This is a genomic window from Pseudoalteromonas sp. PPB1 (genome assembly GCF_015356275.1).
Classification (GTDB): Bacteria; Pseudomonadota; Gammaproteobacteria; order Enterobacterales; family Alteromonadaceae; genus Pseudoalteromonas; species Pseudoalteromonas rubra_D.
Genome location: NZ_JACEQV010000009.1, coordinates 116,992 through 131,057 on the forward strand (window position 1 = coordinate 116,992; position 14,066 = coordinate 131,057).

Consider the following 14,066-nt stretch of genomic DNA (forward strand, 5'->3'; position numbering starts at 1 on the left):
TGCCGTAGCAGCTTTTTTTATTTTCAATGCTTATTCGCCAAATGGGTTGCGAACAATCATAGTTTCAACGCGGTCCGGGCCGGTTGAAATGATGTCGATTGGCACACCAGTCAGTTCTTCAAGACGCTTGATGTAGTTAACAGCGGCTTCTGGCAGCGCTTCAACCGTCGTTGCACCAAAGGTGTTTTCTGACCAGCCAGGCATCTCTTCGTAGACTGGCATGACTTTCTCGTAGCCTTCAGCAGCCAGAGGTGTCACGTTCGTTACCGTGCCATCTTCCAACTGGTAACCAGTACAGATCTTGATAGTCTCAAGACCATCCAGTACATCCAGTTTAGTCAGACAGAAACCTGAAATGCTGTTGATCTGGATTGCACGACGCATTGCAACGGCATCAAACCAACCAGTACGACGCAAACGACCTGTGGTAGCACCAAACTCGTGGCCTTTCTCACCAAGGTGTTTACCAACTGGATCTTGCTTGTCCTGACCGTCGTAAAGCTCTGTCGGGAACGGGCCTGAACCAACACGCGTGGTATAAGCTTTTACAATACCCAGTACATAGTCCAGGTGCAAAGGACCAAAACCAGCACCAGTCGCAACACCACCGGCTGTGGTATTAGACGAGGTGACATAAGGGTATGTACCATGGTCGATATCAAGCAGGGTGCCTTGAGCGCCTTCAAACAGGATGTTGTCGCCCTTCAGACGCGTTTGATCCAACAGCTCGGTTACGTCGACAACCATAGACTTCAGGATTTGAGCAATTTCCATTGCTTCATCATAGGTCTTCTGGAAGTCAACTGGATCTACTTTGTAGTAGTTAACCAGGCTGAAGTTATGGTACTCAAGCACTTCTTTGAGCTTAGCTGCAAACTGTTCAGGGTTGAACAAATCGCCAACACGCAGGCCACGACGCGCTACTTTGTCTTCATAAGCAGGGCCGATACCACGTCCAGTTGTACCAATTGCTTTGTTACCACGTGCCAATTCACGCGCCTGATCCAAAGCAACATGGTAAGGCAAGATCAACGGACAAGCTTCACTGATCAACAAACGTTCACGAACTGGTACGCCACGCTCTTCCAGCATGCGTACTTCTTTCATTAGCGCGTCTGGTGCCAATACCACACCGTTACCGATAATACATTTTACGTTATCACGCAAAATGCCTGACGGGATAAGGTGCAGAACGGTTTTTTCACCGTTGATCACCAGTGTGTGGCCCGCATTATGTCCGCCCTGATAGCGAACAACCAAAGAAGCCTTATCTGTCAGCAGGTCTACAACCTTACCTTTACCTTCGTCACCCCACTGGGTGCCCAATACAACGACGTTTTTACCCATTGCAAAATCACTTAGAAAAAATTAGGCGCAGATTTTATCAGAAAAGCCCGTTCAAAACACCCCATTACGGCTATTTTTTCCGCACTCGCCGGGATCCTGATGAATTTAGACGGTTTTCTTTATCTCATCAGATCCGAGTGATGTCACCAGCAACGGGAAATAGAAATCACTAAAATGTAAAAAACCCCGCTACTGCGAGGTTTTTTATACCAACTGACACCAGGTTAGTGATGTCAACCGAAGATGGGCTTATTCACCTTTTTTGTTCTTCATGTAATCAAAGAACTCACTGTCTGGTGACAATACCATGACATCACCTTTGCTGGTGAAGGTATTTTTATATGCTTCCAGCGAGCGAACAAAACCGAAGAACTCCGGATCTTTGTTGTAGGCGTCAGCATAAATTTTCGCAGCCTGCGCATCACCCTGACCACGTACGGCACGTGCATTACGTTCCGCATCTGCCAGCATAACCGTTACTCGGCGGTCAACTTCAGCACGAATGATTTCAGCCTTTTCCTGACCTTCTGAGCGGTGCTCTTTGGCAACAGCTGTACGTTCAGCACGCATACGCTGGAAAATAGAGTTACTAACTTCATTCGGCAGGTTAATTTGCTTCACGCGCACGTCCAGTACTTCAATACCCAGTTCCTGGGCACTTTCAGATGCCTGTACCAGTGCTTCTTCCATCAGCTCACTACGCTCACCCGAAACGATTTCCTTAATGGTACGCGAACCGAAGTTGGTTCTCAGACCATTGTTCACTTTCTGCTTCAACAGAGTTTCAGCGTACTGTTTATCACCTCTGGCACGCAGATAGTAAGCGGAGAAATCGTTCACACGCCACTTTACGAATGAATCAACGATCAGGTCTTTTTTCTCGCTGGTCACGAACCGGTCTGGCGCACCATCGAGCGTCTGAATACGTGCATCAATACGACGTACCTGACTGAAGAATGGCACCTTCAGGTGCAGACCCGGCTCATAAACCACAGCGTTATCCTGGCTGTCTTTTTGTACTTTACTGAACAGTAAAACAATGGCGCGCTGCCCTTCTGTGACAACAAACACCGATGAGAAAGCCAAAAATGCGGCAATGATCAATCCTACGACAGTCATGTTTTTCATATCAGTTACCTCCCACCATTGTTAAAACGGTCACGTGAAAAACGATCATCACTGCTGTTAACTGTGCTGTTGCGTGACTGACCTAGTGACTGACGTAGCTGATTGATGTCATTCTGGCTCGGTAAGGTGACCTGAGAGCCCGGCTTACCTTGCTGCATAATTTTATCTAACGGCAGATACATCATGTTATTACCGCCTTTTACATCAACCAGTACTTTAGAGCTGTTACCCAGCACTTGTTCCATGGTTTCGATGTACAGACGCTCACGCGTAACCTGCTTGGCAGCCTGATACTCCGGCAACAGTTTTTCAAAGCGCTCAACCTCACCCTGTGCTTCCAGTGTGATACGCTCTTTGTAACCTTCAGCCTCCTGAGTCATACGCGTTACCTGACCACGAGCACGAGGCTCAATTTCTCTTGCATAGGCTTCTGCTTCACGAATGAAACGTTCTTCATCTTCCTGTGCTGCGATAGCGTCATCGAACGCATCTTTAACTTCTGCAGGTGGACGTGAGTCTTTAAAGTTCACATCAGTAACGATAATGCCCAGGTTATAAGGTTCGATGATTTTGGTTAGCTCATCCCAGGTGCGCTGACGCACTAACTCACGACCTGTGGTTAAGACCTGGTCCATGCGAGAGTGACCGACAACATAACGCAATGCACTATCAAGTGCTTGCTGCAAGCTGTGATCAGCATCAGTTACGCTGAAGCGATACAAAGTCGGATCAACCACTCGATACTGTACTTCAAACTCGACACTTACCACGTTTTCGTCTTCGGTCAGCATAAAGCCGGATGCTGACAGTGAGCGAACCGCTTCAATATCAATGGGGATAACACGCTCAATGAAAGTCATTTTCCAGCGCAGGCCCGGCTCGGCGATACGGTTAAATTCACCGAATTGCAGCACGATGCCACGTTCGGCTTCTTTCACTGTGTAAATACCGCTCAGTGCCCAAACAACAAAAGCAATCAGCAGCACAAATACCGTACCGGCACCGCCGATACCACCGCCTTTGCCTGGCTTACCGCCAAACATACCGCCAAACTTGTTGTTGAATTTGCGGAATACCTCGTCTAAGTCAGGTGGCCCCTGATCACGACCGCCGCGGTTCTTCCACGGGTCGTTATCATTGCCATTATTACCCGGTTCGTTCCAGGCCATAGCTATACTCCATTGTTATAAAATGAATTAATCTAAATCTAACAAAAAACACAGAGATCTAATAGAGAAATGCGTGCGATATGCGGCTTTTTCAATCCCCAACCACAAATTGCTCTATTTCTTGCCCCTGCTCTTTCTTTAATCTTTCCCAGTCAGCCTGCGGCAGTCTAATATCCAACAGCCAATTTCCGGCCTCATCATAAGACTCGCCATTGACCGCATTGAGGTTGAACAAAGCGCCACGTAACTTGCCAAATGCCGGCGGTACAATGAGCTTATGAGCAAAAATCTTCTTCGCCAACAACTCTGAAATTGCCTGTTCAAGCAACTCACTGCCTTCACCAGTGTGGGCCGATAACCAAACGCGCACCGGAACACCTTGCTCATCTCTGTCTATTTTAGGGTTGATCTCGTCAACCAGATCAATTTTGTTATAAACCAACAGCTGAGGAATTTCATCGGCATCAATTTCTTTAAGGACCGATTGTACCTCTTCTATATTTTCTTTTCTTCTCTGATCTGCCACATCCACGACATGCAGCTGCAAATCTGCTTCTCGTGTTTCTGTCAGAGTAGCTTTAAATGCGGCAACCAGGTCGTGAGGTAAATGACGTATAAATCCAACTGTATCGGCAAAGATCACCGGCCCAACATCCGCTATCTCTAGCTTTCTTAGTGTTGGATCCAAAGTCGCAAAGAGCTGATCAGCCGCATACACATCTGCATGTGTCACATGGTTAAATAAGGTCGACTTTCCCGCGTTGGTATAGCCAACCAGCGACACCGTCGGAATTTCATTACGACTGCGGGCACGACGCCCTTGCTCGCGCACTGTTGCTACCTTTTCGAGTCGTTTACGGATACTTTTAATCCGCTCTCTGAGTAACCGTCGGTCAGTTTCCAGCTGAGTTTCACCCGGCCCACGCAAGCCTATCCCGCCTTTTTGTCTTTCAAGGTGAGTCCAGCCGCGGATCAGGCGAGTTGAAATATGCCGTAGCTGCGCCAATTCAACCTGCAATTTACCTTCGTGGGTACGTGCACGTTGAGCAAAAATATCTAAAATTAAGGTCGTTCTATCTAATACACGACAACGGCAGACACGCTCTAAGTTGCGCTCTTGAGAGGGACTGAGTTGATGATTAAAGATGATGACATCTGCATTGTGAGTTCTGACAATCTCAGCGATTTCTTCTGCTTTCCCCGTCCCGACAAATAATTTCGGGTGAGGCGCCTGACGGCTGCCTTGCACAACCGTCAAACAACTAACACCAGCAGAAGACACTAGCATTTCCAGCTCGCGAAGATCTTCTCGATCTCCTTCATTCGGAAACTCTATATGTACTAAGACTGCCTGTTCGCCGGCTTCATAACGGTCAAACAAGCATTACGCTCCTACTATCGACTAAAAACGATTAAAAGTTACCATCTTCGCCATGATCTGCACTGTCATTACCTTGAGTGTTCTGGAAATTTACAGCACGAGCAGGCACCACAGTGGAAATGGCATGTTTGTAAACCATTTGATTTACAGTGTTTTCAAGCAAGATGACGAACTGATCAAAGGACTGGATCTTGCCTTGTAATTTGATACCGTTAACTAAAAAGATGGAAACGGGAATGCGCTCACGACGTAAGACATTCAAAAATGGGTCTTGTAACGATTGGCCTTTTGCCATGTTCTTATCCTTCGTTCTAGGTGTTATTATGTTGAGATAGTTGAAGTAATCTGAATAAAAAGATTGCCCCAACCTCTATTAGCTTAGCGAACTTAATACACGTTGCAAGTTTTCTTGCCCGTCGGTTTCAAGCCAGGTGACATCTGGCCAACTACGTAACCAGGTTAATTGGCGCTTCGCTAACTGCCTGGTTGCTGCGATCCCTTTGAAGAGCATTTCTTCATAATCGCACTCACCAGCCAAATGCTCCCACATCTGCCGATACCCCACACAACGAATGGAAGGCAAATCTGGATGCAAATCATCTCGCTGATATAAGGCCAAAACTTCGTTTTTAAAGCCCTGATCCAGCATTATTTTAAATCTTTTTTCTATCCTTTCGTGCAGTATCTTACGATCCTTCGGAGCAATTGCAAACTGGTGAAACTGATAAGGCAAAGGCGCTTGTTTGGCTTTTTGCAATTCCGTCATCGTTTTGCCTGTCAGACGATAGACTTCCAGCGCTCTATTAATCCGCTGTGAGTCGTTTTCACTGATTTTGCTCGCCGCTTGTGGGTCTATCTCCGTCAGCTGCGCGTGTAAAGCAGGCCAGCCCTGTGCGTTTGCCTCTTGTTCCAGTGTTTCGCGCACTTTTGGACAGGCTTCCGGTAAGGGTGACAACCCCTCGATCAGCCCTTTAAAGTACATCATAGTACCACCAACCAACACAGGCACTTTACCTTGCTGGTGCAGACGATCGATACAGGCAATGGCATCACGTCGAAAATCTGCAACAGAATAACTCTCAGCCGGATCCAGTATATCGATCAGGTGATGCGGCGCCATGGCCTGCTCAGCAGCATCAGGCTTCGCAGTACCTATGTCCATACCTTTATAGACCAGTGCAGAGTCCACACTGATAATCTCACTGTTTAATTGTTGACAGAGCTCAATGGCCAACGCGGTTTTACCGGCGGCGGTTGGCCCCATCAAGGTAATAACGGGTTTTGCTTGCACGCTGTTTCTCTACTGCTGTTGGTGCTGCAACCGTTCAGCGGTTGCAGACAGGACAAGAACTCACTGTTCTTGTTGGGACAAGCTTGATAACTTGCTTTGATCTATTGTAACCGCTTTTGCCTCAATTTGAGCACAGCTTCTGCCATTTTTTATGATTTTTTCTGCCACTGCCGCAAAGTGTTGCGAATAAAAATATCCTGCGGGGGTGGTTACTTGTAGCCAGTTTAACCAGGCATCCAGTGTCTGCTCCTTCATTGCGCAAACACTCAGTACCTTTTCAAGGCACTGTGGCACGTCCAGGCTGTATAAACTTAGCGGCAGCTTTTTAATCATCACATAACGCTCATGTGCCTGAATAGCAAAGCCCAATAATGTCAGCCAGGATTCCTGCGCTACCACGCTCGCAATTTCCTCCGCACTGAGGTTAACGCGCACCGGCAACAACAAGGCTTTGCCCTGTAAGGTACCATCTTGCTCAATTTGCGCCTGCCAGGCCTCAATCAGACCATCTCGACAGTGCCCCAGCCTGAGCTCACCTTCCTGAGTAAAAAGCACGGCTCCTTCAGCCAAGACAAGAAAACGGGTTACTTCTGTGCGCTGTGGTTTTATCTGCTCGTCTACCACAGGTGCCAGCTGCGGCATATCAGCAACCGTAGCCATCCCCTGATATAGCTCGTTTACATTAACTTGCCGGGACTTAGCAGAGCCTGAACTGTTGCTGCTTTTCGCACCACTACGATAACCAGGGTTGGCCGTAAACGCTGCGGAGCCAGCTCCTGAAACAGGAGCCCGAGCGCTATCTTGCACCGATCCATAGTCACTCTGTAACGGCGAGCGATATGCCTGGTGTTGACGCGTATCCTGTAAAGTAAACTGTTCAGACACCGGCGGGCTGAGGGGTTCTTGTGCGTCATTTATAACGTTGGTCGCCAGCTGAGGCTCGGCCACCGGTAAAGGTAATTCCGGGGACTCACTGAGCACCACCTGTTTCACAGCCTGTACGATAAAGTCGTGGATCAGCCGGGCCTGATGAAAGCGCACTTCATGCTTAGCCGGATGTACATTGACATCAACCTGAGTGGGATCCAACTCCAGATAAATCACAAACCCGGGTGTATCAACGGCCCCAGCGGTTTCTTCAAACGCTTGTCGAATAGCATGCAAAATGAGCTTATCTCGCATCATGCGGCCATTCACGTAAGTGTACTGAGTTTGATTACTGCTGCCCACTGGCAGGACCCAGCCATACAACTTCAGGCCATCATGGCCAGACTCAACAAAACTTGCTTGTTGTGCAAAGATTTTACCGGCAACCTGAGCAACTCGCTCTACGCTGTATGGATCAGGCCGGGCACGAAACTGTCTGATCACTTTCTGGTTATGAGTGAGCGTCAAAGCCAGGTCAAAGCGACTCAATGCAATGCGTTTGATCAGCTCATCAATATGGCTGAATTCAGTTTTTTCAGTACGCAAAAACTTACGCCTCGCCGGCGTATTAAAGAACAGATCCTTCACTTCAATAGTGGTGCCATTGGGGTGTGCTGTTGGTTGGATCTGAACCGTCATATCACGACCCTCGGCAAATGCCTGCCAAGCCGTTTCCTGCTCTGCTGGCTTGGAGCTCAGAGTTAGCCGCGATACCGAGCTGATTGAAGCGAGGGCTTCACCACGAAACCCCAGTGAAGCAATACACTCCAGGTCGTCCAGAGTTTTCAGCTTACTGGTTGCGTGACGGGACAACGCCAAAGTCAATTCATCTTTGACGATTCCAGCACCATTATCCCGGATCCGGATCAGTTTATGGCCGCCACGCTCTATGTCTATCTGAATGCGTGTCGCACCGGCATCAATGCTGTTTTCAACCAGCTCTTTGACCACTGACGCGGGACGCTCAACCACCTCACCCGCAGCTATCTGGTTGGCCAGCCTGGCTGGTAAAATTTCAATGCTCACAGTTTACGCCTTCGGAATGGTCAGTACCTGACCTATATACAAGGTATTCTTAGTCAAGCGATTTGCCTTTTTAAGCGCTGACACCGTTGTGCCATAACGCGCGGCCAGCACACTCAGTGATTCTCCCCGTTGTACCTTATGGCGCAGCGGCTTATTGTTTTTCAGGCTTGCAAACAAGGTGTTGTCTGGCGGATTTTGCTGATAGTAACGCTTAATTGACTTAAATATCGCGTTTGCAAGGCGTTGCTGGTGATAGCTGGTTTTGAGCTGCTTTTCTTCCTGTGGGTTGGAAATAAATCCGGTTTCGACCAAAATTGAGGGTATATCCGGTGACTTCAGCACCCCAAAATTTGCCGCCTGAGGGCGTTTTTTATGTAACTTAGTAACCTTCTTCAGCTCACCAACGACCTCCTCGGCCACCTTAAAACCGGTTTTCATCGAATGATCCATCGACATATCTAGCAGTGCTTTCGCCAGGTACTTTTCGTTGGCAGTGTCTTTAATCACATCCGCCGCTCCCCCTAACAACTGAGAGTGCTTTTCTTTGTCTTCCAGCCATTTACCCACTTCAGAATTGGCGCGGCGTAACGATAGGATCCATACCGACGCACCTCTCGGCTCTGGACGTGAAAACGCATCGGCGTGAATAGACACAAAAAAGTCTGCCTGGCGCTCTCTGGCCCGTGCAGTACGTGTGTTCAGCTTAATATAATAATCACCCGTGCGGGTCAGACGCGCCTGCATGCCCGGCTCCTTATCGATCAGGCGAGCAAGTCGTTTGGCGATTGGCAATGTAACGTTTTTTTCATAGGTGCCAGCAGGCCCAATGGAACCGGGGTCTTCCCCACCATGCCCGGCATCAATGGCTATAATGATATCTCTGTCTTTCGCCAGCTCACGCTTCTTACTTTGCGTGGATTTACTGGCATAAAGGCTCTTTTGCTGACCATACAGGTCCACCACCAGACGATCTTTATACGGTCCGGTAGGCGCAAGCGCAAAAATGACGGGTTTGGCAGCCCGGCTTAACTCCATCACCACTCGGGTACTGTTGCGACTCTTTGCCTGACTGTAGCGAAGTTTTTGAACAATCTTGTGTTCTTTAGGCAAGGTAGGCAGTTGCTTGAGCTTACTGGTATTTTCCAGATCGATCACCAGTCGTAGCGGGTTTTTCAGCATAAAGTAGCTGTATTCTGGTTTTTCAGACAAATCAAACACAACGCGCGTGCTTTCGGGTGAAGGCCAGACACGCACACCGTTGATTTTGTTTTTTGCCTGCGCAGCGCTGGCGAGTAATAACACGCTCAGCGCAAACAGGGTAAAGCTAATTCTTATTATCGCACTACGCATATCGACTTATAGCTTCAGCAAGCTGCTTTCCTCGTTCTGTATGTGGCCTTAATACCGCACGGCGCCCTGCACCATGATAGGCCAAATCAATGTCCATATCTGCTGTTGGGATCACGCCTGCGCCTTTTTCAGGCCACTCAACAATGCACACAGCGTGCGGTGCAAAATAATCCCGGATCCCCATAAACTCAAGCTCTTCAGGATCCCCCAAACGATACAAGTCAAAGTGATAAATACTGACCTCACCCAACTCATACGGTTCAACTAAGGTATAGGTCGGGCTTTTTACATTCCCCTGATGGCCCAACCCCTGCACAATACCACGTGTCAGTGTTGTTTTGCCGGCGCCCAAATCACCATGCAAATAGAATACCGCCCCCGAATCAATCAATGTGGCCAGCTGGCTTCCCAGGGCAATGGTTGCGGCTTCATCAGCCAGATCAATTTCTAATGTCATATCGACACTCATCCGATAATACCTCTAATATGGACAAATAAATCGCTTGCCAGCAACCCATGCGCGCCGTCATGTGCCGCTTTTTCAGCCGCAAGACCATGAATATACACCGCTAACATAGCCGCATCAAATTTACTCAGGCCCTGCGCTAACAAAGCCGCAATTATACCAGATAATACATCGCCCATCCCAGCACTGGCCATGGCTGCACACCCCGAGCGATTGATATTTATTCGCTTTGCCTGCTGAACCAAAGTCCCAGGCCCCTTGAGTACCACACAGGCCAGATAATGCTGAGCAAGCGCATTACTCATATCGAAGCGACTAAGGGTTTTAGCGTCTGTTGTAACGGCAGTGCTGAGTCTCATCGCCTCTCCCCAATGCGGGGTCAAAATCGCATTTTGCCACTGCATAGGCTGGCTCGCCAGTAAATTCAGCCCATCGGCGTCGACAACAACATGTTGCTCACACGAGCGTACAGCCTCGAATAGCGCCTGTGCCCATTCTGACTGACCTAACCCTGGGCCAATCACCAGCGTATCGGCCTTGTCCAGTAAAGGCGTCAACTCTTGGGCGTTTGCAACACCATGCACCATAAGTTCATAACGGCCTTGCAGGACCATGGCCTGATTGTCCGGGTGTGTTGCCACACTCACCAGACCTGCGCCAGCGCGTAAACAGGCTTCGGCAGCCAAACGTATCGCACCAGCCATCCCCGGACCGCCGCCAATCAACAAAACGTGACCACAGCGGTTTTTATACGTATCAATGGGCCGCACAGGGCGCTTTGCCAGTAACGTTTCTGCACTAAAGTAATGGCTTGAGGGACATACCAATTGAGCAAACTCTTGACCGACCCCTAACGGTGCCAGATACACACTGCCGGTATGGCGCTTGGCTGAACCACTTAATAGCCCTTGCTTTAACGCAATGAAAGTCATCGTGGCATCAGCAATAAAGGCATCACAGGCAACTTCGCTAGTTGAGCCATTGACACCGCTGGGGATATCAACGGCAAGCCGATGTGCCGAGCTCTGAGCAAAGCGTCGAAATACCGCAGCAACGTTCTCGGGCAACTGACCACGAAAGCCACTGCCAAAGACAGCATCGACGATTAAACCCGGCGCACTGCCTGGTTGCATGCTATCCAGCACAACACCGCCACTGCTCAGATAATCCCGGTACGCCTCGTAAGCATCACCCTGAAGTTGCTGCGGATCGAACAAGGCCAGCACTTCAGCCCTCATACCTGCCTGATGACACAAACGCGCAAGAACATAACCGTCGCCCCCGTTATTGCCCTTGCCCGTGAGAATTAAAATTGGGCCACTCGGTGCCAGGCTACTGACGTAATCAAATAAGGCAGCCCCCGCGCGCTGCATCAAGGCACTTAATGTGGTGCCCGCAAGACGCGCGGCTTCGGCTTCATTCGTTTGTACCGCTTGGGCCGTATAGGCAACTTGTGGTAAATTAGTCAGGTATTTTGCTTGTGATATAGACATTCCGTGACAACCACTACTCATTCTTCTGTTGATATTAACTATACTGAACTTGCACAAAAAATTAAGCTTTGGGGCAAAGAACTTGGCTTTGCTGAAGTCGGCATTACCAACATAGACCTCAGCGAGCATGAAGCGCAGCTACAGCGTTGGCTTGATAATGGCTATCATGGCGAGATGGAATACATGGCAGCACATGGTATGAAGCGTGCCCGCCCTGCAGAGCTTGTGCCAGGCACTCAAAGGGTGATCTCGGTGAAAATGAACTACCTGCCACCCGATGCCAGTTTCGCCCGCGCGCTCAACAATAAACAAACCGCCTACATCAGTCGTTATGCACTGGGCCGGGACTATCACAAAGTGATCCGCAACCGATTAAAGAAACTCGGCCAGCGCATTGAACAGGACGTCGGTCAGTTTGGCTTTCGTCCCTTTGTCGATTCAGCGCCAGTGCTGGAGCGACAGTTGGCAGAAAAAGCCGGACTCGGCTGGCGTGGCAAAAACAGCTTGCTGATCCACAAACAAGCCGGCTCGTGGTTTTTTCTTGGTGAGCTGTTTGTGGATTTGCCCCTGCCAGTTGATAACAATCCTCAGGAAGAAGGCTGTGGCAAGTGCAACGCCTGTATCACACTTTGCCCGACCGGAGCCATTGTAGAACCTTATGTAGTAGATGCCCGCAAATGTATTTCTTACCTGACAATAGAATTACAGGGCCCGATCCCCGAACAATACCGCCCACTGTTGGGCAACCGGGTATACGGCTGTGACGACTGTCAGCTGGTGTGCCCGTGGAACCGCTACGGCCAGCTTACCGATGAGCAGGATTTTCATCCCCGTCAGCAACTCAAAGATCGGGAGCTGCTGACACTTTTTCAGTGGGACGAAGCAACTTTTCTAAAAAACACTGAAGGCAGCCCCATTCGCCGTATTGGCCATGAACGCTGGCTACGGAACTTAGCCGTTGGATTAGGCAATGCAGAACCTGACGAACAGATAATCGAGGTACTTGAAGCACGCCTGGAGTCGGCCTCAGATCTTGTCAAAGAGCATATAACTTGGGCCCTGGCACAACAGCGCATCAAACGCACCGAGCAACAGCGTAAAAACGCCCGGCTGATCCGGATCATCGAAAAAGGCCTGCCTCGGGACGCTTAATCATGTGAATCAACATTGGCCTCCTGCAGTGTTTTTAACCGCGATTACACCTCAAAGATTGCGGTGACAACACGTATTCAGCTATTCAGCATGCTTTCCTGCAGAGCTGAGTAATGACAAATCGCTTTCAATTTCAGTAAACGCTTCGCGCACCTGCATAATCGCTTCTTCCCTGGCAATTGAACCCTGAATGGCTTCGTCGACATGCTGATAAATGAATACTTCCTGATCCTCATCCAACCCCATGGTTGGGATCCGCTGCTCAAACACCTCCTGTAGACGGCGAAAGATGGATTCATTCTGAGAGCGGTTATTGTTGAGCAAAGCCAACAATCCGGTGAACTTACTGTGGATCATAGAAATAGCATCATTGAGCTCCGCTTGCTGAGACAGCAACTGCTTACGGGTCAGAATTGCCAGCAATTGCTGTTCAGTCACACTGGCGATAAAACAAATATGATCTCTGAGCCGGCCGTGTTTGTCCGCGTCTTCTGAGGGCATATTCAGGATCAGCACACTCACCAGATTGTAGTTCACCAGGATCCGGCTGGTAAACTCATGCAAACGGCCCTTCGAACGCAATATTTCAAACAACTCCAGTACAATTGGGGAACACAGTCCCGCAGTGGCAAAATGATGGCGCTGCTCATCGACCCGAAACTCAATATTGCAGCTTAACCCTAAATTACTGAGACACTGGATCAGAGCCTTTGCTAACGCCTGAATGTCATCAATGACACCGATCTGTTCAATGTAACTGACGATAAATCCCATTTCACTGCTGGTCGCCATGGCATTGAACGCCGTGGAAGTTGCGTCTTCGACCTGCTGCTCCAGGATATCACGCTCCAGCAACATCTGCCCTAAATTAAGCAGCTTGGCTTTTAATTCACTGTGGCCAAACGGCTTAACGATGTAATCCTCCGCACCAACTGCGTAGCCTTCCATGCGCTCTTCAACCGATCCTCGTGCCGACACAAACATCACAATGATGTTCTGCGTTTCCAGATTGGCTTTGATCTTCTTGCATACCTCATACCCATTCATCTGCGGCATGCTGACATCCAGCAATACGACCTGAGGCGCGAAATCCTCAATAACATCCAGGCATTCCTGCCCACTGGTTACAGTCAGTAATTCAAAGTCGAGGTCTTCAAGTATTTCTTCGATAATTTCGAGGTTGAAAGGTTCGTCATCCACCGCCAGGATTCGTTGCAATGCCATTTCTCAGTTCCTTTTCCGTTGCCAAAGCACCATCATCTGCAAACACACCTTCAAACGTGAGAAATGTCCCCGCAATGACAGCTTTAATTTAGTTATAGACAGTGATCACCCA

General features: G+C 49.0%; 12 protein-coding genes. 1 reads left to right on the forward strand and 11 read right to left on the reverse strand.

Annotation, left to right across the window (positions count from 1 at the left end; all coding sequences use genetic code 11):
- Positions 1 to 30: 30 nt before the first annotated feature.
- From IY568_RS11070 to IY568_RS11115, 10 genes are all read right to left on the reverse strand, one after another.
- On the reverse strand, positions 31 to 1,347 hold the full coding sequence (locus IY568_RS11070; protein ID WP_194867561.1) for an adenylosuccinate synthase: 1,317 nt from the start codon (positions 1,345 to 1,347) through the stop codon (positions 31 to 33).
- 249 nt (positions 1,348 to 1,596) lie between these two features.
- Entirely contained in the window at positions 1,597 to 2,475 is an 879-nt protein-coding gene (gene hflC, locus IY568_RS11075; RefSeq protein ID WP_010383983.1) for a protease modulator HflC, read from the reverse strand.
- Positions 2,476 to 2,480: 5 nt separating this feature from the next.
- Positions 2,481 to 3,644, reverse strand: a complete 1,164-nt coding sequence (gene hflK / locus IY568_RS11080) for an FtsH protease activity modulator HflK (RefSeq protein WP_010383980.1) — start codon at positions 3,642 to 3,644, stop codon at positions 2,481 to 2,483.
- Between the two features lie 91 nt (positions 3,645 to 3,735).
- Positions 3,736 to 5,025, reverse strand: a complete 1,290-nt coding sequence (hflX, locus tag IY568_RS11085) for a ribosome rescue GTPase HflX (RefSeq protein WP_125560759.1) — start codon at positions 5,023 to 5,025, stop codon at positions 3,736 to 3,738.
- A gap of 31 nt (positions 5,026 to 5,056) precedes the next feature.
- Positions 5,057 to 5,320, reverse strand: coding sequence for an RNA chaperone Hfq (gene hfq, locus IY568_RS11090; protein ID WP_125560761.1), 264 nt, complete (start codon positions 5,318 to 5,320; stop codon positions 5,057 to 5,059).
- Between the two features lie 78 nt (positions 5,321 to 5,398).
- Complete coding sequence (gene miaA, locus IY568_RS11095; protein WP_125560763.1) at positions 5,399 to 6,316, reverse strand: tRNA (adenosine(37)-N6)-dimethylallyltransferase MiaA; 918 nt, start codon at positions 6,314 to 6,316, stop codon at positions 5,399 to 5,401.
- Between the two features lie 60 nt (positions 6,317 to 6,376).
- On the reverse strand, positions 6,377 to 8,269 hold the full coding sequence (mutL, locus tag IY568_RS11100) for a DNA mismatch repair endonuclease MutL (protein WP_194867562.1): 1,893 nt from the start codon (positions 8,267 to 8,269) through the stop codon (positions 6,377 to 6,379).
- Between the two features lie 3 nt (positions 8,270 to 8,272).
- On the reverse strand, positions 8,273 to 9,619 hold the full coding sequence (locus tag IY568_RS11105; protein ID WP_125560767.1) for an N-acetylmuramoyl-L-alanine amidase: 1,347 nt from the start codon (positions 9,617 to 9,619) through the stop codon (positions 8,273 to 8,275).
- On the reverse strand, positions 9,612 to 10,076 hold the full coding sequence (tsaE, locus tag IY568_RS11110; RefSeq protein ID WP_194867563.1) for a tRNA (adenosine(37)-N6)-threonylcarbamoyltransferase complex ATPase subunit type 1 TsaE: 465 nt from the start codon (positions 10,074 to 10,076) through the stop codon (positions 9,612 to 9,614). The genes IY568_RS11105 and tsaE overlap by 8 nt, the downstream gene beginning before the upstream one ends.
- An 8-nt stretch (positions 10,077 to 10,084) precedes the next feature.
- The gene (locus IY568_RS11115; RefSeq protein ID WP_194867564.1) at positions 10,085 to 11,578 is read right to left on the reverse strand and encodes an NAD(P)H-hydrate dehydratase; all 1,494 of its coding nucleotides are present in this window, start codon (positions 11,576 to 11,578) and stop codon (positions 10,085 to 10,087) included.
- Between the two features lie 3 nt (positions 11,579 to 11,581).
- Between IY568_RS11115 and queG the strand changes: the two genes are divergently transcribed.
- Positions 11,582 to 12,730, forward strand: coding sequence for a tRNA epoxyqueuosine(34) reductase QueG (gene queG / locus IY568_RS11120; protein WP_194867565.1), 1,149 nt, complete (start codon positions 11,582 to 11,584; stop codon positions 12,728 to 12,730).
- Positions 12,731 to 12,811: 81 nt separating this feature from the next.
- Here the strand turns inward: queG and IY568_RS11125 are convergent, their stop codons facing one another.
- Positions 12,812 to 13,954, reverse strand: coding sequence for a response regulator (locus IY568_RS11125; protein WP_125560775.1), 1,143 nt, complete (start codon positions 13,952 to 13,954; stop codon positions 12,812 to 12,814).
- Positions 13,955 to 14,066 lie beyond the last annotated feature (112 nt).

Bases quoted from the DNA above. Each gene is read 5' to 3' on its own strand.
- hflK (WP_010383980.1), bottom strand. From the start codon at position 3,644: ATGGCCTGGAACGAACCGGGTAATAATGGCAATGATAACGACCCGTGG.
- hfq (WP_125560761.1), bottom strand. From the start codon at position 5,320: ATGGCAAAAGGCCAATCGTTACAAGACCCATTTTTGAATGTCTTACGT.
- IY568_RS11105 (WP_125560767.1), bottom strand. From the start codon at position 9,619: ATGCGTAGTGCGATAATAAGAATTAGCTTTACCCTGTTTGCGCTGAGC.
- IY568_RS11115 (WP_194867564.1), bottom strand. From the start codon at position 11,578: ATGTCTATATCACAAGCAAAATACCTGACTAATTTACCACAAGTTGCC.
- IY568_RS11070 (WP_194867561.1), bottom strand. From the start codon at position 1,347: ATGGGTAAAAACGTCGTTGTATTGGGCACCCAGTGGGGTGACGAAGGT.
- tsaE (WP_194867563.1), bottom strand. From the start codon at position 10,076: ATGACATTAGAAATTGATCTGGCTGATGAAGCCGCAACCATTGCCCTG.
- IY568_RS11125 (WP_125560775.1), bottom strand. From the start codon at position 13,954: ATGGCATTGCAACGAATCCTGGCGGTGGATGACGAACCTTTCAACCTC.
- hflC (WP_010383983.1), bottom strand. From the start codon at position 2,475: ATGAAAAACATGACTGTCGTAGGATTGATCATTGCCGCATTTTTGGCT.